At 59.4% G+C, this 18,651-nt stretch carries 18 protein-coding genes and 2 tRNA genes; 9 read left to right on the forward strand and 11 right to left on the reverse strand.

What is annotated here, in order from left to right; translation table 11 throughout:
• From HX803_RS17410 to HX803_RS17430, 5 genes are all read left to right on the forward strand, one after another.
• Positions 1-675, forward strand: a 675-nt coding sequence (locus HX803_RS17410) for an alkaline phosphatase family protein (RefSeq protein ID WP_178922094.1), incomplete at its 5' end; no start/stop codon positions are given.
• Positions 672-1,508, forward strand: a complete 837-nt coding sequence (locus HX803_RS17415) for an ABC transporter permease (protein ID WP_371319350.1) — start codon at positions 672-674, stop codon at positions 1,506-1,508. The genes HX803_RS17410 and HX803_RS17415, both read left to right, overlap by 4 nt.
• On the forward strand, positions 1,495-2,295 hold the full coding sequence (locus tag HX803_RS17420; protein WP_178922096.1) for an ABC transporter permease: 801 nt from the start codon (positions 1,495-1,497) through the stop codon (positions 2,293-2,295). Before HX803_RS17415 ends, HX803_RS17420 begins: the two co-directional genes overlap by 14 nt.
• Positions 2,292-3,281, forward strand: coding sequence for an ABC transporter ATP-binding protein (locus HX803_RS17425; RefSeq protein ID WP_178922098.1), 990 nt, complete (start codon positions 2,292-2,294; stop codon positions 3,279-3,281). Before HX803_RS17420 ends, HX803_RS17425 begins: the two co-directional genes overlap by 4 nt.
• 29 nt (positions 3,282-3,310) lie before the next feature.
• Positions 3,311-3,964 carry an HAD family phosphatase gene (locus HX803_RS17430; protein ID WP_178922100.1) on the forward strand — a complete coding sequence of 218 codons (654 nt, stop codon included), beginning with the start codon at positions 3,311-3,313 and terminating at the stop codon, positions 3,962-3,964.
• 144 nt (positions 3,965-4,108) lie between these two features.
• Here HX803_RS17430 and HX803_RS17435 read toward each other — a convergent pair whose 3' ends face one another.
• Positions 4,109-5,071, reverse strand: coding sequence for a zinc-binding dehydrogenase (locus HX803_RS17435; RefSeq protein WP_178922104.1), 963 nt, complete (start codon positions 5,069-5,071; stop codon positions 4,109-4,111).
• Positions 5,072-5,209: 138 nt separating this feature from the next.
• Here HX803_RS17435 and HX803_RS17440 point away from each other — a divergent pair, with 138 nt between their 5' ends.
• Positions 5,210-7,291 (forward strand): carboxy terminal-processing peptidase, encoded by a 2,082-nt coding sequence (locus tag HX803_RS17440; RefSeq protein WP_178922106.1) that lies wholly within the window; start codon positions 5,210-5,212, stop codon positions 7,289-7,291.
• A gap of 117 nt (positions 7,292-7,408) precedes the next feature.
• Positions 7,409-9,178 (forward strand): bifunctional diguanylate cyclase/phosphodiesterase, encoded by a 1,770-nt coding sequence (locus HX803_RS17445; RefSeq protein WP_178922108.1) that lies wholly within the window; start codon positions 7,409-7,411, stop codon positions 9,176-9,178.
• Here HX803_RS17445 and HX803_RS17450 read toward each other — a convergent pair.
• The 4 genes from HX803_RS17450 to HX803_RS17465 form a co-directional block, all read right to left on the reverse strand.
• Positions 9,175-9,546, reverse strand: coding sequence for a hypothetical protein (locus tag HX803_RS17450; RefSeq protein ID WP_005786715.1), 372 nt, complete (start codon positions 9,544-9,546; stop codon positions 9,175-9,177). The genes HX803_RS17445 and HX803_RS17450 overlap by 4 nt on opposite strands.
• A complete protein-coding gene (locus tag HX803_RS17455) occupies positions 9,543-9,881 on the reverse strand; it encodes a helix-turn-helix transcriptional regulator (protein WP_178922110.1) in 339 nt (112 codons plus the stop codon). The genes HX803_RS17450 and HX803_RS17455 overlap by 4 nt, the downstream gene beginning before the upstream one ends.
• A 96-nt stretch (positions 9,882-9,977) precedes the next feature.
• Entirely contained in the window at positions 9,978-10,433 is a 456-nt protein-coding gene (locus tag HX803_RS17460; protein ID WP_178922112.1) for a YkvA family protein, read from the reverse strand.
• Positions 10,434-10,851: 418 nt separating this feature from the next.
• Entirely contained in the window at positions 10,852-11,592 is a 741-nt protein-coding gene (locus HX803_RS17465) for an FKBP-type peptidyl-prolyl cis-trans isomerase (protein WP_176996429.1), read from the reverse strand.
• 247 nt (positions 11,593-11,839) lie between these two features.
• Between HX803_RS17465 and HX803_RS17470 the strand changes: the two genes are divergently transcribed.
• Together HX803_RS17470 and HX803_RS17475 are read left to right on the forward strand one after the other, a co-directional pair.
• A complete protein-coding gene (locus HX803_RS17470) occupies positions 11,840-13,651 on the forward strand; it encodes a di-heme-cytochrome C peroxidase (RefSeq protein ID WP_178922114.1) in 1,812 nt (603 codons plus the stop codon).
• Entirely contained in the window at positions 13,648-14,811 is a 1,164-nt protein-coding gene (locus tag HX803_RS17475) for a catalase family protein (RefSeq protein WP_178922116.1), read from the forward strand. Before HX803_RS17470 ends, HX803_RS17475 begins: the two co-directional genes overlap by 4 nt.
• Positions 14,812-15,324: 513 nt before the next feature.
• Here HX803_RS17475 and HX803_RS17480 read toward each other — a convergent pair.
• From HX803_RS17480 to HX803_RS17505, 6 genes are all read right to left on the reverse strand, one after another.
• Positions 15,325-15,401, reverse strand: a tRNA-Asp gene (locus HX803_RS17480).
• A gap of 19 nt (positions 15,402-15,420) precedes the next feature.
• A tRNA-Val gene (locus HX803_RS17485) sits at positions 15,421-15,496 on the reverse strand.
• A 582-nt stretch (positions 15,497-16,078) separates the two neighbouring features.
• Positions 16,079-16,549 (reverse strand): pyridoxamine 5'-phosphate oxidase family protein, encoded by a 471-nt coding sequence (locus HX803_RS17490; RefSeq protein ID WP_016978176.1) that lies wholly within the window; start codon positions 16,547-16,549, stop codon positions 16,079-16,081.
• Positions 16,542-17,168 (reverse strand): FMN-dependent NADH-azoreductase, encoded by a 627-nt coding sequence (locus HX803_RS17495; protein ID WP_016978177.1) that lies wholly within the window; start codon positions 17,166-17,168, stop codon positions 16,542-16,544. Before HX803_RS17495 ends, HX803_RS17490 begins: the two co-directional genes overlap by 8 nt.
• 50 nt (positions 17,169-17,218) lie before the next feature.
• Positions 17,219-17,953, reverse strand: coding sequence for a glutathione S-transferase N-terminal domain-containing protein (locus HX803_RS17500; RefSeq protein WP_020372652.1), 735 nt, complete (start codon positions 17,951-17,953; stop codon positions 17,219-17,221).
• Positions 17,954-18,043: 90 nt separating this feature from the next.
• Positions 18,044-18,235 (reverse strand): hypothetical protein, encoded by a 192-nt coding sequence (locus tag HX803_RS17505; RefSeq protein WP_152514710.1) that lies wholly within the window; start codon positions 18,233-18,235, stop codon positions 18,044-18,046.
• Between the last annotated feature and the right edge of the window lie 416 nt (positions 18,236-18,651).

An 18,651-nucleotide genomic window follows, 5' to 3' on the forward strand; every position in this document is an offset into this window, starting at 1 on the left:
GCCCTGTCCCGCCCGTTGTATGAATGCATCCTGACCGGCGTACCACCGATCCAGAGCGGTATCGTGCACAACCATGTTTCGCGTCTGTCCAACCAACGCAGCATTTTCCATTACGCCACCGACGCCGGCCTCACCACAGCGGCGGCGGCCTACCACTGGGTCAGCGAGTTGTATAACCGCACGCCCTTTATCGCCGCCCGTGATCGTCATACCGACGACAAGGCGCTGGCGATCCAGCACGGGCATTTCTACTGGAATGACCACTACCCCGATTCCCACCTGTTCGCCGACGCCGAAAGCCTGCGCCTCAAACACGCGCCGAACTTTCTGGTGGTGCACCCGATGAACATCGACGACGCCGGGCACAAGCACGGCCTCGACACACCGCAGTACCGCAACAGCGCACGCTCGGCCGACATCATCCTGGCCGACTACCTGCAAGGCTGGCTCGACGCCGGCTACCAGGTGCTGGTGACGGCCGACCACGGCATGAACAACGACCGCTCCCACAACGGCCTGCTGCCGGAAGAGCGCGAAGTGCCGTTGTTCGTCCTTGGCGATGCCTTCAGTCTGGATGCGAATGCCGCGCCCAAACAGACCGAGTTGTGCGGCACCGTCTGCGAACTGCTGGGTGTGCCCCACGACAAACCTGTATGCCGGGAGCTGTTGAAATGACCCGTGGTAAATGGCTGGCACTGCTGTGCCTGGTGCCGTTCGCGCTGTTCTTCATCGTGTTCGAAATTGCCCCGCTGGTGTGGGTGCTGATCAACAGCCTGCAAACCGAGGAAGCCGGTTGGGGCCTGGAAAACTTCACGCGTATCTTCAGCTCGAAGTTCTACCTGCAAGCCATCCAGTTCAGCCTGGAGATCAGCTTCTACTCCAGCGTCTTCGGCATCATCATCGCCACGCTGGGCAGCTACTCCTTGCGTCGGGTGGATTCGCCGCTGCGCAATTTCGTCACCGCCTTCGCCAACATGACCAGCAACTTTGCCGGCGTGCCCTTGGCGTTTGCGTTCATCATCCTGCTGGGTTTCAACGGCAGCATCACCCTGATGCTCAAGCAGGCCGGGATCATCCAGGACTTCAACCTGTATTCCAAAACCGGCTTGATCATCCTCTACACCTATTTCCAGATTCCCCTCGGCGTGCTGCTGCTCTACCCCGCCTTCGACGCACTGCGTGAAGACTGGCGCGAGTCGGCTGCCCTGCTGGGCGCCAATGGCTGGCAGTTCTGGCGGCATATCGGCTTGCCGGTGCTCACGCCGGCGCTGCTGGGCACCTTCGTGATCCTGCTGGCCAACGCGCTGGGCGCCTACGCCACGGTGTATGCACTGACCACCGGCAATTTCAACGTACTGCCGATCCGCATCGCGGGCCTGGTCTCCGGCGACGTGTCCCTTGACCCGAACATGGCCAGCGCCCTGGCCGTGGTGCTGGTGGCGCTGATGACCGTGGTCACCGTGGTCCATCAACTGCTGCTCAAGAGGAGCTACCATGTCTCGCGCTGAAGCCGGCCCGGCCACCCTCTACCATCGGGTAGTGGTGTATCTGTTGTTCCTGATCCTGGTACTGCCGCTGTTGGGCACCTTCGTTTACTCCATTGCCAGCAGTTGGTCGGCCACCGTGCTGCCGGCCGGCTTTACCGTGAAATGGTATGTGCAACTGTGGAACGACCCGCGCTTCCTGGCCGCCTTCGGCCAGTCGCTGCTGGTGTGCGTCGGCGCGCTGATCCTGTCGGTGGTGCTGATCCTGCCGTTGCTGTTCGTGGTGCATTACCACTTCCCCCGGCTCGACGCCCTGATGAACATCCTGATCCTGCTGCCCTTCGCGGTGCCGCCGGTGGTGTCGTCGGTAGGCCTGCTGCAACTCTACGGCTCCGGGCCACTGGCGATGGTGGGCACGCCGTGGATATTGATCGGTTGCTACTTCACCGTGGCACTGCCGTTCATGTACCGCGCGATCACCAACAACCTGCAAGCCATCAACCTGCGCGACCTGATGGACGCCTCCCAACTGCTCGGCGCCAGCACCTGGCAGGCCGCGATCCTGGTGGTACTGCCGAACCTGCGCAAAGGCCTGATGGTTGCACTGCTGCTCTCATTCTCGTTCCTGTTCGGCGAGTTCGTGTTCGCCAACATCCTGGTAGGCACCCGCTACGAAACCCTGCAGGTGTACCTCAACAACATGCGCAACAGCAGCGGCCACTTCACCAGTGCCGTCGTCATTTCCTATTTCTTCTTTGTGCTGGTGCTGACCTGGGCCGCCAATATCTTGAACAAGGACAAAAGCCAATGAGCTTCGTCAGCGTCCAACATTTGCAAAAAGGCTACGCCGGCACCCCGGTGTTCAGCGACATCAACTGCGAAATCGGCAAGGGCGAATTCGTCACGCTGCTCGGCCCGTCCGGTTGCGGCAAGTCCACCCTGCTGCGCTGCATCGCCGGCCTCACGCCGGTGGACAGCGGCAAAATCCTGCTGGATGGCCAGGACATCGTCCCGCTGAGCCCGCAGAAACGACACATCGGCATGGTGTTCCAGAGCTATGCGCTGTTCCCCAACATGACCGTGGAACAGAACGTCGCCTTCGGCCTGCGCATGCAGAAGGTCAACGCCGACGACAGCCACAAGCGCGTGCAGGAAGTGCTGCAACTGGTCGAACTCAAGGACCTGGCCGGCCGCTACCCGCACCAGATGTCCGGTGGCCAATGCCAGCGCGTGGCCCTGGCCCGCTCGCTGGTCACCCGCCCACGCCTGCTGCTGCTCGATGAACCACTGTCGGCACTCGATGCACGGATTCGCAAGCACCTGCGCGAACAGATCCGCCACATCCAGCGCGAGCTGGGGCTGACCACCATCTTCGTGACCCATGACCAGGAAGAAGCCCTGACCATGTCCGACCGCATCTTCCTGATGAACCAGGGCAAGATCGTGCAGAGCGGCGACGCCGAAACCCTCTACACCGCGCCGGTCGATGTGTTCGCGGCGGGCTTTATCGGCAACTACAACCTGCTGGACGCCGACAAGGCCACCCAACTGCTGCAACGCCCGATCAACAGCCGCATCGCCATTCGCCCGGAAGCCATCGAGCTGAGCCGCAGCGGCGAACTCGACGCGCTGGTGCGCAGCCACAGCCTGCTGGGCAACGTGATCCGCTACCGCATCGAGGCACGCGGCGTGGAACTGGTGGTGGACGTGCTCAACCGTTCGGCCGACGACCTGCACCCGGACGGGCAACGCCTGGCACTGTCCATCGACCCAAGTGCCCTGTGTGAAGTAGCCTGATGCAACGATTGATTGAGAGAGCGTGACCGATGGCATTGGTAATTTTTGATCTGGACGACACCCTCATCCACGGTGACTGCGCCACCCTGTGGAGCGAGCAGATGGGCCGCCTGGGCTGGGTCGACCGCGAGTCGTTCATGCGCAAGAACAACGAACTGATGGACGCCTACAGCCAGGGCAAGCTGCTGATGGAAGATTTCATGACCTTCAGCCTGGAGCCGATGATTGGCCGCACACCGGAAGAAATCGAACACCTGGTGGAGCCGTGGGTCGAGGACGTGATCGAGCCGCTGATCTACAGCGACGCCACCAAGACCATCGCCCGCCACCGGGCCAATGGCGACCGGATCCTGGTGATTTCGGCGTCGGGCACGCATTTGGTCAAGCCGATTGCCGCGCGCATCGGCATCGATGAAGTACTGGGGATTGACCTGGAAATAAGCCATGGCGTGTACAGCGGCCAGACCGTGGGCGTACTGACTTACCGTGAAGGCAAGATCACCCGTTTGCTGGAATGGCTGGAACAGGAAGGTGAGACGTTGGAGGGCGCGTATTTCTATTCGGATTCGCGCAATGACCTGCCATTGCTGAGCAAGGTGGAGTACCCACAGGTGGTGAACCCGGACCCGGTACTGCGTGCCCATGCCGAACAAGAAGGCTGGCCAATCCACCACTGGATCTGATCACACCCTGCTGAATTGAAAACCCAATCAACTGTGGGAGCTGGCTTGCCCGCGATAGCGGTCTATCAGTGAAGAATTCTTCATCTGACATACCGCTATCGCAGGCAAGCCAGCTCCCACATTGATCGCATTCCAATTTAAAGATCAGGTCAGCGTCTCATCGATCACCAACACCAGTTTCCCTGAAATCTGGTTAGTCGCCAGCTCCGCAAACGCCGCCTCGGCGTCCTTGATCGGGAAGGTCTTGGCCAATTGCGGGCTCAGGCGTCCTTCGACAAACAGCGGCCACACGTGCTGGCTGAGGTCACTGAACAAGTCGGCCTTGAACTGATCGCTGCGGCTGCGCAGGGTCGAGCCCAGCAGTTGCACACGCTTGCCCAGCACCTGGGCCAGGTCCAGCTTGGCCTCGCGGCCGCCCATCAGGCCGATCAGCACCCAGCGACCGTCGAGGGCCAGCAGCTTGAGGTCCAGCGCCGCATAGTCACCGCCGACCGGGTCGAGGATCACATCGAACGGCCCGAAATCCCGCAAACTTTCGATGCCGTCGGTACGCACCACACCGCCCTGGGCGCCCAGCGCTTCGCAGTAAGCCAGCCGGTCTGCCGAGCCGACACTGACCCAGCACGGGCTGCCAAACACCTTGCACAGCTGGATCGCCGCCGAACCCACGCCACTGGCGCCGGCATGCAACAACACCTTCTCACCAGGCTTGAGCCCCGCCAGCTGGAACAGGTTGAGCCACGCGGTGCTATACACCTCAGGCAGCGCCGCCGCTTCGACCAGCGACAAGCCCTCCGGCACCGGCAGTACGTGGCGTGCGTCCACCACCACCTCTTCGGCCATTCCACCCCCCGCCAACAGCGCGCACACGCGGTCGCCGACCTGCCAGGACGAACCCGGGCCGACTTCGCTGATCACCCCGGAACACTCCAGGCCCAACACGTGGCTCGCGCCCGGGGGCGGCGGATAGAGCCCCGCACGCTGTAATAAATCGGCGCGATTGAGGCCCGCAGCCGCCACACGAATGCGAACTTGGCCTACATCGCAGGTAGGACGGGGTTCATCCAACCACTCCACGTGACCGTCAACGCCTTGCAATGCTTTCACAGTGCCTCCATAGTGAGTCTGGACTGAGCCCGTAGCTGTAGCGCCGGGCTTTTTGCATTATGCGACCGGACCATATGGAACCGGCTCCCTCAAAGACGGCCTAATATGCGTTATCAATTGCCCCCGCGTCGAATCAGCATGAAGCATTTGTTCCCAAGCACCGCCCTCGCTCTTTTCATTGGTCTCGGCTTCGCGTCGATGTCGACCAATACGTTCGCAGCCAACAGCTGGGACAACCTTCAGCCGGATCGCGATGAGGTGATTGCCAGCCTTAACGTCGTCGAGTTGCTCAAGCGCCATCACTACAGCAAGCCGCCGCTGGACGACGCTCGCTCGGTGATCATCTACGACAGCTACCTCAAGCTGCTGGACCCGTCGCGCAGCTACTTCCTGGCCAGCGATATCGCTGAGTTCGACAAGTGGAAGACGCAGTTCGACGACTTCCTCAAGAGCGGCGACCTGCAGCCCGGCTTTACCATCTACAAGCGCTACCTGGACCGCGTGAAAGCGCGTCTGGACTTCGCGCTGGCCGAGCTGGACAAAGGCGTCGACAAGCTCGACTTCACCCAGAAGGAAACCCTTCTGGTGGACCGCAAGGACGCCCCCTGGCTGACCAGCACCGCCGCCCTCGACGACCTGTGGCGCAAACGCGTCAAGGACGAAGTGCTGCGCCTGAAGATCGCCGGCAAAGAGCCCAAGGCCATCCAGGAACTGCTGACCAAGCGCTACAAGAACCAGCTTGCGCGCCTGGACCAGACCCGTGCCGAAGACATCTTCCAGGCCTACATCAACACCTTCGCGATGTCCTACGACCCGCACACCAATTATCTGTCGCCAGATAACGCGGAAAATTTCGATATCAATATGAGTCTGTCGCTGGAAGGCATCGGTGCCGTCCTGCAAAGCGACAACGACCAGGTGAAGATTGTGCGTCTGGTGCCGGCAGGTCCGGCTGACAAGACCAAGCAAGTCGCGCCGGCTGACAAGATCATCGGCGTGGCCCAGGCCGACAAAGAGATGGTCGACGTGGTCGGCTGGCGCCTGGACGAAGTGGTCAAGCTGATCCGTGGGCCGAAAGGCAGTGTGGTGCGCCTGGAAGTGATTCCGCACACCAATGCGCCGAACGACCAGACCAGCAAGATCGTGTCGATCACCCGTGAAGCGGTGAAGCTCGAAGACCAGGCCGTGCAGAAGAAAGTCCTCAACCTCAAGCAGGATGGCAAGGACTACAAGCTGGGCGTGATTGAAATCCCGGCCTTCTACCTGGACTTCAAGGCCTTCCGCGCTGGCGACCCGGACTACAAGTCCACCACCCGCGACGTGAAGAAAATCCTGACTGAGCTGCAGAAGGAAAAAGTCGACGGCGTGGTCATCGACCTGCGCAACAACGGCGGCGGTTCCCTGCAAGAAGCCACCGAGCTGACCAGCCTGTTTATCGACAAGGGCCCGACCGTGTTGGTACGCAACGCTGACGGCCGTGTCGACGTGCTCGAAGACGAGAACCCGGGCGCCTTCTACAAAGGGCCGATGGCGTTGCTGGTCAACCGCCTCTCGGCATCGGCTTCGGAGATTTTTGCCGGCGCCATGCAGGACTATCACCGTGCGTTGATCATCGGTGGCCAGACCTTCGGCAAAGGCACCGTGCAGACCATCCAGCCGCTGAACCATGGCGAGCTCAAGCTGACGCTGGCCAAGTTCTACCGGGTTTCCGGGCAGAGCACCCAGCATCAGGGCGTACTGCCGGACATCGACTTCCCGTCGATCATCGACACCAAGGAAATCGGCGAGAGCGCCCTGCCCGAAGCCATGCCGTGGGACACTATCCGTCCTGCGATCAAGCCGGCGTCGGACCCGTTCAAACCGTTCCTGGCGCAGTTGAAGGCTGACCATGATGCGCGCTCCGCCAAGGATGCCGAGTTCGTGTTTATCCGCGACAAACTGGCGCTGGCTAAGAAGCTGATGGAAGAGAAAACCGTCAGCCTCAACGAAGCGGACCGTCGTGCGCAGCACACCTCCATCGAGAATCAGCAGCTTGTGCTGGAAAACACCCGCCGCAAGGCCAAGGGTGAAGACCCGCTCAAAGAGCTGAAGAAAGAAGACGAAGATGCACTGCCGGCCGAGCCGGAAAAAACCAAGCCGGAAGATGACGCCTACCTGGCGGAGACCGGTCGCATCCTGCTGGACTACCTCAAGATCTCCAAGCAGGTTGCCAAGCAGTAAATGATGGCAATTTAATGTGAACGCTCCCCGGAGTGTCATCATATAGACATCATTCTGTCGTGAAATGAAGGACCGCAGGCGTTAAGCCTGCGGTCCTTTTTTTCGATCGAGATCGCCATGACCATGACCGAACAGCTGAAGGCCCTGAGCTCAATCCTGGCTCAAGGCAGTTTGCACAGCCTGTTCCAACCGATCATCTGCCTGTCCGAACGGCGCATCCTCGGCTACGAAGCCTTGAGCCGTGGCCCGTCCAACAGCCCGCTGCACTCCCCCGTCGCGCTATTCTCCGTGGCCAGCCATGCCGGGCGCCTCAGCGAGCTGGAGATCGCCTGCCGCGAGAGCGCGTGTCGACGCTTCAGCGAGCAGAAACTGCCGGGCAAGCTGTTCTTGAACATCTCGCCGGAATCCCTGATGGAAACGGCCCATCAACCGGGCCGCACGCTGCAATTGCTGCGTGACTTCGGCATTCCACCCAGCCAGGTGGTGATCGAGCTCACCGAACAGACACCGACCGACGATTTCGAGCTGCTGCAGACCGCCCTGCACCACTACCGTGACATGGGCTTTGCGATCGCACTGGATGACTTGGGCGCCGGGTATTCCAGCCTGCGCTTGTGGTCGGAACTGCGCCCGGATTACGTGAAGATCGACCGGCACTTTATCGACGGCATCCATCAGGATGCGCTCAAGCGCGAGTTTGTCGGCTCTATCCTGCAGATCGCCAAGGCGTCTCGCGCCCAGGTGATTGCCGAGGGTATCGAGTTGCCGGAGGAGTTGGCGGTGTTGACGGAAATGGGCGTCGACCTCGTTCAGGGCTACTTGCTCTGCCGTCCCCAGGAACACCCTCCGCAGGAAGTGCGGGCGATGCTGCCCAAGCCGGATAACGCCAACATCGCCCTCAGCGAAGAAGGCAGCGACCTCAGCGCCCTGCTCAACGAGCAACCGGCGGTTGACCAGGACACCGCCACCGCCCAGGTACTGGAATCGTTCCGCCGCCAGGCCAACCTCAACTCGCTGGCGGTGCTGGATGGGCGTGGCCACCCCGTAGGTATCGTGCACCGCCATTCGCTGTCTGACGCCCTGCTCAAGCCTTTTGCCACCGACCTGTTCGCGCGCAAGCCGATCAGCCGCCTGATGAGCGATGACTTTCTTGCCGTGGAGCTGAGCCAGTCGCTGCAGCAAGTCAGCCGCCTGCTCACCAGCCGTGCACGGCAACGCATCGAAGAAGACTTCATCATCACCTTGAACGGCGATTACCTGGGCCTGGGCCGGGTGATTGACGTGCTCAAGCTGATCACCGAACTGAAGATCCAGCAGGCGCGCTACGCCAACCCGCTGACCTTGTTGCCCGGCAACGTACCGATCCAACAATGCCTCACGCGTTTGCTGCAACAACAGCGCGAGTCGGTGATCTGCTACGTGGATATCGACAGCTTCAAGCCGTTCAACGATATCTACGGCTATGGGCGTGGGGATGAAGTGTTGCTGTGCCTGGCGCAGTGCCTGAACGACCGGGTAGACCCCAGCCGCGACTTTGTCGGGCACATTGGCGGTGATGACTTTCTGCTGGTGCTGGGCCCGCAGGACTGGCGTAAGCGACTCAACCAGTTGCTGGATGACTTCCACACCCAATGCCGGCGGTTCTACCGCGCCGAACACCTCGATGCCGGTTGCTTCGTGGCATTGAACCGCCAGGGCGTGCGGCAGGAGTTTGCCCTGTTGTCGCTATCGATTGGCGTGGTGCACCTCTATCCACAGGCCTGTGGACAACTTGATGCCAGCCAATTGGCGGAGTTGGCCTCCCAGGCCAAGCACCATGCCAAGGACGTGGCCGGCTACAGCATCCATGTGATCGACAGCCTGGACATGCTGTCCCAGGCACTTTAAGCCTCGGCCGATTCCGGATACTCGTACTCGAACACCCGCACCACCTCCGAGGCGTGCCAGGACGCAGCGGCCACGCCATCGGAAGGCCCGCTGAAGCGCCCCAGGCGCTCCACACACTCAAAGAAGCCAGTACGCGGCAGGCGGCTGGCGCCCTGGCTGATCACCAGCGAGCTGCGCAGCGGCTGCTCGGCCTTGGCATCCAGCGCCGCCAGATGCTCCAGGGCGGCCGCCAGGGTTTGCATGGCCGGCGTGGGAAATTGCAGGCGCTCCAGCAGTGCACGGTAGGTCAGCAGATGGCGCTGGCGGCGCGCCTGGTCCAGTTCGTTGAGTAGCCCATCCCAGTGTTGACGGCTGATACGTAGGCTCAAGATTCATCCCTCCAACCTGCAACGCCCAATTCCCAGGCCAGGCTGCGGCGAATAGCGGCATCCGGCTGGCGCTCACCACTTTCAATCAATCCTAGATAGGAGGGGCTGATGCCCACGGTACGGGCCAAGGCTTCGATGGCCAGCCCCTTGGCTTCACGCAGGCCGCGCAGGTCTGCGAGCGGGCGCAAATCCCTGTCGGGAGCGGGGGTTACAGCGGGGGAAGAAGCCTGGGTGGGTATCGGTTGACCGGCGGCTATTAGTAGCGCCTGGTACTGATCCCATGGCAACACCGCGTATTCGGGTTCGCCATTGCGTGAAATTATCTGAATATCCATGACTGCCCCGTAGGATAACAACACTTACTAAGTAAGTTCTTTCCTTAGAAGTGTAATCCTAACAGCCACAAAGGTCGCAGGGGGATAGCCGCGTTGTCAGTTTTTTTGCGGGTTTTCCTTTGCCAGCAGTGCCGGGGTCGCCGGCAAGCGTTCAACCACCGCCAGTTTTTCCGGACGCAGGGCATCGCGCCAGGCGCGAAACGCGCTCAGTTCGCCGTCCAGGGTCTTCATGACCCAGGCCAGCACCGCGATGTCGTCGAGCATGCCGAACACCGGGATGAAGTCCGGGATCGCATCAATCGGGCTCAAGAAATACATCAGCGCCGCCACCACCGAAATCAGCGCCTTGGGGCTGATCGCCCGGTACTCGCCGCGCCAGTAGGCCAGGCACAGGGCCTGGAGCAGCTTGAGATCGTCCTTGAGCTTGCCCAGCCGGTTACCCTGGCTTGAGCCTTTGGCGGCGACCGCGAACAGCAGGGTCGGCAGACGCCCACGCCCGAGCAGGCGCGCGGCCATGGGCAGAAAGCGGGTGAAATTGAAGGGTGCTTTCATCGTCACTCCCGTTCCAGGCGACATAAAATGTTATCCACACAAATTGTGGATAACCTTGTGAACAGAGCCGGTTTTTCCGGCTGAAAGCCACGATCTACAAGGCTTGCAGTCAGATCGGGCATTTTTTGCGCACATAAAAAAACCCAAGATTTCATTGACTTGGCGCTGATCTACGACTACCCGTGCTCGAGTCTTATATCAGACTGTTACCGGCCACGGACGTTCGTTTGGATCTGTAGTGAGCGGGCTTGCCCCGCGCCAGGGGGCGACTCCGATCCAAATCCAGGGACTGGGCCTTACTGAAACACCGCGGCGGTCACATTCGGGCAGAGTCGCCTCTGGCGCGGGGCAAGCCCGCTCACTACAGAAACGACAACGCCCCGTCGAAACGGGGCGTTGTGGGTGCTCAAGGCGCCTATTACTTCTTGGCGGCCGGGGCAGCAGGTGCTTCAGGTGCGTCAGCCTTGGCTGGGTCCTTGATGGCCAGCAGCTTCAGGTTGAACACCAGTACCGAGTTGGCAGGGATCGCCGGGCTCGGGCTCTGGGCACCGTAGGCCAGGTCAGACGGGATGTACAGTTCGGCTTCTTCACCGACGTGCATCAGTTGCAGGCCTTCGACCCAACCTGGGATCACACCGCTGACCGGCAGGTCAATCGGGCTGCCACGGTCTTCGGAGCTGTCAAAGGTGGTGCCGTTGGTGAGCTTGCCGGTGTAGTGAACAGTCACGACGTCGGTTGGCTTAGGCTGCGCGCCATCGGATTTCTTCACGATCTTGTACTGCAGACCGGAAGCAGTGGTGACGACGCCGTCTTTCTTGGCGTTGTCTTCGAGGAATTTCTTGCCGGCCGCTGCCGACTCTTCGCTCATCTTGGTCATGCGTTCTTCAGCACGCTTTTGCAGTGCGGCAAACGCTTCAACCAGTTCTTCGTCTTTCAGCTTCTGTTCTTTCTTGCCGACGGCATCTTCGATGCCTTGGGCTACCGCTTTGGAGTCCAGGTCATCCATGCCTTCTTGAGCAAGGCTTTTGCCCATGTTCAGGCCGATGCCGTAGGAAGCTTTTTGCGCCGGGGTTTTCAGCTCTACGCTGGTCTGCGAATCACAACCCGCAAGTACCAGGCTAACCAGGGCCACCGCCGCCGCCAACCGATGCTGTTTCATGCTATTTCCTTGTTCATGCGCCAATAGGGCATTCGAATAAAGTCGCGAGCTTATCAGGCGGCCACGACCAATGGCTACCGGCATGTGAGCAGGAAACTTCCGATAAGTTCACGTGTTTAAAAGCATTTTCATTCATTATGGAGGCCCGCGACGGATCGCGGGACCACACGCCACCAGGCTCATGGCCACTTGCCGCACTTGTGACGTGATGGCATAACAACGCTACAACTCGACAAGGATAGTTATCTTGCGCATTTTTTCCCGTGTTTTACTCCTGATATTCATCCTGGTGGGCATCGCCCTGGCCGTGGTGCTCTATTACACCGTGAACCCCAGGCTCCCCGACTACGTGCCCGTGAAGCAGGTGCACTACCAGGATCAATGGAGCGCCGCCGACCGCCAGACCTACTACTTCACGCCCCAGGGCACCCAGGTAAAAGGCCTGCATTACGACTGGTTCACCGCCCTCGAACTGCCGTTTTCCGACGCGCGTTTTGCCACGCCGGAATACCTCGCACGCTTCGGTTTTTTGGTCGACCCCAAGCAAGTCCCTACCACGCAGAACCCCGGCAACCTGCCCGTCGGCTTCGCCCGGCACCAGAACGCCGGCAGCCCCGCCGAGTACCTTGATATCACCTGCGCCGCCTGCCATACCGGTGAGCTGCACTACAAAGACCAGGCCCTGCGCATTGACGGCGGCTCGGCCCAGCATGTGCTGTCTTCCAGCGTGCCGACCCTGCGCGGCGGCAGTTTTGGCCAGGCGCTGGTGGCCAGCCTTGCAGCCACCTATTACAACCCGTGGAAGTTCGAGCGTTTTGCACGCACGGTGCTCGGCGCAGGTTACGACGATGACAGCAAAAAACAGCTGCGCCAGGACTTCAAGCAATCGCTGAACCAGTTCCTCAAAGTCGCCTGGAACGACACCCACCGCGGCCTTTACCCCACCGAAGAAGGCCCGGGCCGCACCGACGCGTTTGGCCGAATCGCCAACGCCAGCTTCGGCGACGCCATTTCCCCGGACAACTACCGTGTCGCCAACGCGCCAGTGGACTACCCGCATTTGTGGGACATCTGGACCTTCGACTGGGTGCAGTGGAACGGCTCGGCCCAGCAGCCCATGGCGCGCAATATCGGTGAAGCCCTCGGCGTGGGCGCCACGCTGCAGTTCTTCGACGGCGCCGGCCAACCGTTGCAAGGCGATGCGCGCTACCCCTCCAGCGTTCGGGTACGTGACCTCAACCTGATCGAAGAAACCCTGCAACGCCTCAAGCCGCCGACCTGGCCCGAAGACTTGTTCGGTGCCATCGACAAGCCGCTGGCCGCTCACGGTCGCGCCCTGTTCGCCGAGAACTGTGCCGGTTGCCACGTGCCTACCGTTACCCAGGAAAATGGCCGCCCGGTGCAGCAACTGAAAATGCTGCCAGTGGACTACATCGGCACCGACCCCGGCACCGCCAGCAACATTGCCGACCAACGCTATGACCTGAGCGCATTGCAGTGGGACCCGGCCGAATTGGCCAAGCTCAATGTCGAGCTGCACCCCACCCCGACCGAGCCGTTGGACCTGAAGAAAATGTCGGTGGCCAAGGGCCTCGCCTACGTCACCGCGTTCGTCGAAGACCACGCCTACCGCGCCGCCGGCGTGACCCCGGCCGAACGCCCGCGCCTGGACGGCTACGGCCTGCCCATCGGCGTGCGTGAACTGCGCGCCTACAAGGCCCGCCCGTTGGCGGGTGTCTGGGCGACCCCGCCGTTCCTGCACAACGGTTCGGTGCCGACGATCTACCAATTGCTCTCGCCCCAGGACGAGCGCAGCACCACCTTCTATAAAGGCACGTTCGACTACGACCCGCGCCACCTGGGCTTCCAGACCGCCGCGTTCAAGAACGCCTTCCTGTTCGACACCAAAATCACCGGCAACCACAACAGCGGCCATGAATTCCGCGCCGGCCAACGGGGCAACGGCGTCATCGGCCGTGGCCTGCTACCGCAGGAGCGCTGGGCGCTGCTGGAATACCTCAAAGTGCTGGGCGGCCCGCTGGAGCAACAACTGCCATGATTATCCGATCGCAATACAACGAACGCTCTCTTCTGGCCCGCCTCTGGCTGCGCCTGGGCCGGTTTCTCGGTAAAACCCTGCTGTGGCTGGTCGGCCTCGGGTTGCTTGGCTGGCTGGCCGCCACGGCCTGGTTTGCCTGGCAACACAGCGGCCCGGTGTCGCCCAACGAGCAGATCCCGGCCGGCGAAGCGGCGATGACCCAAGGCATCATCCAGACCGCTGTGCGCATCGTCGACCAGCACCGCGAGGGCACGCGCTACCTGCGTGATGCCCACGCCAAGGCCCATGGTTGCGTGAAGGCAGAAGTCAGTGTGCTGGCAGACCTCGACCCCGCATTGCGCCAGGGTGTGTTCGCCGAGCCAGGCAAGACCTGGCAAGCGATGATGCGGCTGTCCAACGGTAACGCCTACCCGCAATTCGACAGCATCCGCGATGCACGGGGCATGGCGATCAAGTTGCTCGATGTACCGGGCAAACAACTGATGGCCGACCAACAAGCGCGCACGGAGCAGGACTTCGTGATGTTCAGCCACCCGAACTTCTTTGTCAGCGACGTGGCGGAGTACGCGCAAAACATCGGCGCCCAGGCCGACGGCAAGAAGGTCCTGGCGTTCTTCCCCAAGCTTGATCCACGCAGCTGGCAGGTGCGGCACTTATTCATCGCCTTGGCAACCCTGGCCCCCGCGCCGGCCAGCCCGACGCAGACCACGTACTTTTCGGTTTCGCCCTACAAGTTCGGCACGGCCAATGCCAAGTTCCGTGTCGCGCCCGACCCGCAAAGCTGCCCGGAGTACGTCCTGCCCAAACAGAACCAGGATCTGCCGAACTTCCTGCGCAGCGCCCTGAATCAACAGCTTTCCACCGACCGCGTGCCGGCGTGTTTCGTGCTGCAGATCCAACGGCAGAATCCGCAGAAATTCATGCCGATCGAAGACACCAGCATCGAATGGAAGGAAAGCGACGCGGCGTATGAAACCGTGGCCAAGGTGAAGATCCCGCCGCAGGATTTTGATACGCCAGCGCTGAACCTGGCGTGCGACAACCAGTCGTTCAACCCGTGGTTTGGCTTGCAAGCGCACCGCCCCATCGGCGGGATCAACCGCCTGCGTAAAGCGGTCTACGAAGCGGTCAGCGACTACCGTCACAGCCGTAATCTGTAGGAGCCGGTTTGCCGGCGATGGCGGTCAGTCAGAGACACCGCCATCGCTGGCAAACCAGCGCCTACACAGGCCGTCTGCGCTCATCCCGTAAAGAATGCGTATGGATCGCTCCACTCGCATAACGATTACGTCGTCTCGCTTGAGCAACCCAGCCCGCGCACTCTACCGTCACTTCCTACCCCAACACCCGTAGGAAATCATCGTGGAAAGTTCAACTTTAGGCATGGTCGTCCTGACAATGATTGCGCTCTTCGGCACCGCCGCGTTTTGCTTCGAGCACCTGGCCACACGCGCCGAAAAGAAAAAGAAGAGCAAATAAGCGGACCGTTCCAATCTGTACAACCCCAGCTTTCAAAAGGATACCCGGGCACCGGGAAGTGTGGGTGCGCATGGCGCAGGTGCGACAGAAACGGGAGGCGACCCCGTAGGCAGAAAATCCGAGCAAAAAAAAGCCCGCTCAATGAGCGGGCTTCTTGTAGCGACCTGGCGTTCAGTGTTCCAGGTTGCCGAATATGGCGCAGCGGACGGGACTCGAACCCGCGACCCCCGGCGTGACAGGCCGGTATTCTAACCGACTGAACTACCGCTGCGCGTAACACGTGAAGCGAATGGTGGGTGATGACGGGATCGAACCGCCGACCCTCTGCTTGTAAGGCAGATGCTCTCCCAGCTGAGCTAATCACCCTTCGTTTCGGTGTGGGCGCATCATACACCAAAAAATCGTAATGTCTTGATTTAAATGCAATTTATTTAAAAAAAGTTTAAATCGCGATTTTTTGCCATATTTCGGACAAAGAAAAGCCCGCGATTAAGCGGGCTTTCTGTGGTGACCTGGCGTTCAGTGTTCCAGGTTACCGAATATGGCGCAGCGGACGGGATCATGACTCATCCTCTAAATCATTGAAAGGCCGAGGTTTCCATAGCCTAGCGTGTCGTTGATGGACTCGATTGTGTACTTCTAACGACCAGCTGGCAATCTGAACACCGCGGCAGCTTGGTGCAATGCCAGAGCGTATCCGGGCAAATCAAAAAAAATCAGCTACGCGAATACGCAATTCGCGAACTCGGGCTTGCTTGACGACAACGTAGAAGAACAACCTGCCACAGCGGAAGCCAAAAGCCAACTATCAAAATCCTTGTCTTCAATGGTTTGGATCTCGACTGATTGCATAGAGCCCTCCTGAAATACGAATGGCCGCTTCGCTGCTGCATGCGACGGAGGCGCAGACGTGGCTGGTTGGTCTTCGGCTCTTGGCGGACCCTGCACCTATGCCCCGATGGGTTTCACACCGTACTTTTGATAGTAGGTGCTGGTGATTTCGTCCTGACTTCGAGGGGGGTCGGCCAGGACATGGGCAGGAGACAGCAACGGAGAGATCGAGATGGTTTCGATTTTGACAATGTGATCGACAGGGTACTCTGGACCATTCGCCGTTCGAACCCAGTTGGCGATCGCCAAGGACTCGTCAGCATTTGCCGGAAGTATCAACGCACGGCCCTTAAATCGATAACCACGCCTCTGGAAGATGTCGACTACGTTAATTTCTACAGCAGGATTGCGCTTCAGATTCAGTATCGTCTGGGGCGATGCAATATCGGCAAAGTAGAGAACGCCATTCGTGACCGTCAAAGACGCCTTCGGTGACAGATTAGGCGTTCCGTCTTCGTTGACTGTCGCGACGAACGACAGTATCGCCTGCTTGATAATCGCCTCCATGTCAGCAGTGATTTCAATCATAGAGATGCCCCTCTCCCATGACCATGAAGTCGGTCGTCGCAAGTGCTTTGTCCCTCGCTAATGTGGCCTGGTCCCGGTCGAGAAATGCAGTGGCCTGCACGGAGAGGAATTGCAGGGTTTTCAGCCCAATGCTGCCCAGCACCACCGACAGATACGGTGTGAGAAAATCGGGCTGGTTGGCTCGGTCCCCGGTAAAGACGCCACCGGAAGCGATGCCGATAAACACGGGACGATCCCGGAACATTCCCACCTTCCCGGACGGCGTCGACATGAACGTGCGACCAGCGCGAAGGATTTGGTCGATCCACGCCTTGAGGACCGACGGAACGGTTAAGTTATTCATGGGCGTTCCGATGACAATTACATCTGCCGCTTCGACTTCCTGAATAAGCACCTCGGAAAGCTCCAACGCGCCCCTCGGCGGGGCCGCCAAAGTCGCCGGCGACGACAGTGCAGTTTCGTAGTCAGGCGAAGCGTGTGGCAGGGGGGCAGAGGCAAAGTCTCGCCGGCTGATGCTCGCACCGGGCGCAACCTCAAGGAGCTTTTTGACGATAGCCGCTGAAAGCCGGCGGCTGTGCGATTCAGGGCGTGAACTGCAATCAATATGGAGGATGTTCATGCGAACAATCCCGATGATTTTACGAAGCCAATTACGACGATCTTCATCATTTATTCTCCTCGGTTAGTTGCCGTCACTTCTAGCCCGCGCTGCACCGCCGGACGCGCAAGGCCACGGTTGAACCATGCTTGAACATGAAGAAAGCGGTCGAAGCCGACGAGCTCGCGTGCTTCGTAAAAGCCGATCAGGTTGCGCACCCAGCCGAGCAGCGAAATATCGGCAATACTGTAATCAGCTCCCATCACCCAGTCACGACCTGCGAGCCGGTTGTCAAGGACGCCAAGCAGCCGCACCGATTCGGTTGCGTAGCGGTCGCGCGGGCGCTTGTCCTTATAGTCTTTGCCGGCGAACTTATTAAAGAAGCCGACTTGGCCGAACATCGGCCCGACTCCGCCCATCTGCCACATCACCCACTGGATCGTTTCGTAGCGGGTGTTCGGATCGGACGAGATAAATCGTCCTGTCTTGTCGGCAAGATAGAGGAGGATTGCACCCGACTCGAACAGCGCAAGCGGCGCACCGCTCGGCCCATCAGGGTCGTAGATTGCGGGAATCTTGCCGTTGGGGTTGAGCGCGAGAAAGGCTGGCTCGCGACTTTCGTCTGCCATGATGTCGATTCGATGTGCTTCGTAGGTGAGGCCGGTTTCCTCAAGCATGATGCCGATCTTCACCCCATTGGGTGTCGGTAGGGAAAAGAGCTGCAACCGATCGGGATGCCGCGCCGGCCAGCGTGCGAAAATAGGATGATCAAGTGTCACTTTCTTGCTCCTAATTAGTGGATGCATATGAAAAGCCCAGACACACTCCTAAGATTCTCACTTAGGCGCATCCTTGTTAGATTTCTTAACGGTATCTCTCGGAAAAATAATAATAAATCACCAGTTAAGGTTACTGCGTTTGGTATTTTTTAAATCTGGAACAACATGTCCAATATCATCAACTCTGTAAAAGTCATGAATTTCTTCAGCTTTCAATTCAACTACAGCTTTACGTGACACAGGGTCACTGCTTAATTTTACCAAGGTATTTTTGTGGGTTCGGCTATCAGTTTTGGTAATGGCGTTCATTTTCTCGACCGCATATGATCACATGAATTTTTTTAGTGCGCACCCGAATAGAACCAACATTTTTCATATAGTTATCTCATCATAAATTCATTAATGCTTGAGACAAACAATAACATCGGGACTATTAGAACGATAACCCATCAAATCTAATAAGGTTGATCTCACAGATCAAGAGGTACGAAATCATTATGCCCGTTACGTGGTAAGCGCTCACCGGATGAACAAAGGCCTTTTAAACTGCTTGACCGCGCCAACAGACGAGGCGCGAAAACGCCTTAACTAGCAAAATTGGACCTCTGTAATGAGGTCCCATCGAGAACAAAAATCGAAGTCATCTTCAGCGATAGTTAATTTCAGACGACCGTTAATTAGTACAACCTAGCCTGCTGTTACGTCAGGAAAATCAATATCAGTGT

It is taken from the genome of Pseudomonas sp. P7548, from assembly GCF_013386585.1.
Taxonomy (GTDB): Bacteria; Pseudomonadota; Gammaproteobacteria; order Pseudomonadales; family Pseudomonadaceae; genus Aquipseudomonas.

Bases quoted from the DNA above. Each gene is read 5' to 3' on its own strand.
- HX803_RS17415 (WP_371319350.1), top strand. From the start codon at position 672: ATGACCCGTGGTAAATGGCTGGCACTGCTGTGCCTGGTGCCGTTCGCG.
- HX803_RS17420 (WP_178922096.1), top strand. From the start codon at position 1,495: ATGTCTCGCGCTGAAGCCGGCCCGGCCACCCTCTACCATCGGGTAGTG.
- HX803_RS17425 (WP_178922098.1), top strand. From the start codon at position 2,292: ATGAGCTTCGTCAGCGTCCAACATTTGCAAAAAGGCTACGCCGGCACC.
- HX803_RS17430 (WP_178922100.1), top strand. From the start codon at position 3,311: ATGGCATTGGTAATTTTTGATCTGGACGACACCCTCATCCACGGTGAC.
- HX803_RS17440 (WP_178922106.1), top strand. From the start codon at position 5,210: ATGAAGCATTTGTTCCCAAGCACCGCCCTCGCTCTTTTCATTGGTCTC.
- HX803_RS17445 (WP_178922108.1), top strand. From the start codon at position 7,409: ATGACCATGACCGAACAGCTGAAGGCCCTGAGCTCAATCCTGGCTCAA.
- HX803_RS17455 (WP_178922110.1), bottom strand. From the start codon at position 9,881: ATGGATATTCAGATAATTTCACGCAATGGCGAACCCGAATACGCGGTG.
- HX803_RS17460 (WP_178922112.1), bottom strand. From the start codon at position 10,433: ATGAAAGCACCCTTCAATTTCACCCGCTTTCTGCCCATGGCCGCGCGC.
- HX803_RS17465 (WP_176996429.1), bottom strand. From the start codon at position 11,592: ATGAAACAGCATCGGTTGGCGGCGGCGGTGGCCCTGGTTAGCCTGGTA.
- HX803_RS17475 (WP_178922116.1), top strand. From the start codon at position 13,648: ATGATTATCCGATCGCAATACAACGAACGCTCTCTTCTGGCCCGCCTC.
- HX803_RS17490 (WP_016978176.1), bottom strand. From the start codon at position 16,549: ATGATTGAAATCACTGCTGACATGGAGGCGATTATCAAGCAGGCGATA.
- HX803_RS17495 (WP_016978177.1), bottom strand. From the start codon at position 17,168: ATGAACATCCTCCATATTGATTGCAGTTCACGCCCTGAATCGCACAGC.
- HX803_RS17500 (WP_020372652.1), bottom strand. From the start codon at position 17,953: ATGCATCCACTAATTAGGAGCAAGAAAGTGACACTTGATCATCCTATT.
- HX803_RS17505 (WP_152514710.1), bottom strand. From the start codon at position 18,235: ATGAACGCCATTACCAAAACTGATAGCCGAACCCACAAAAATACCTTG.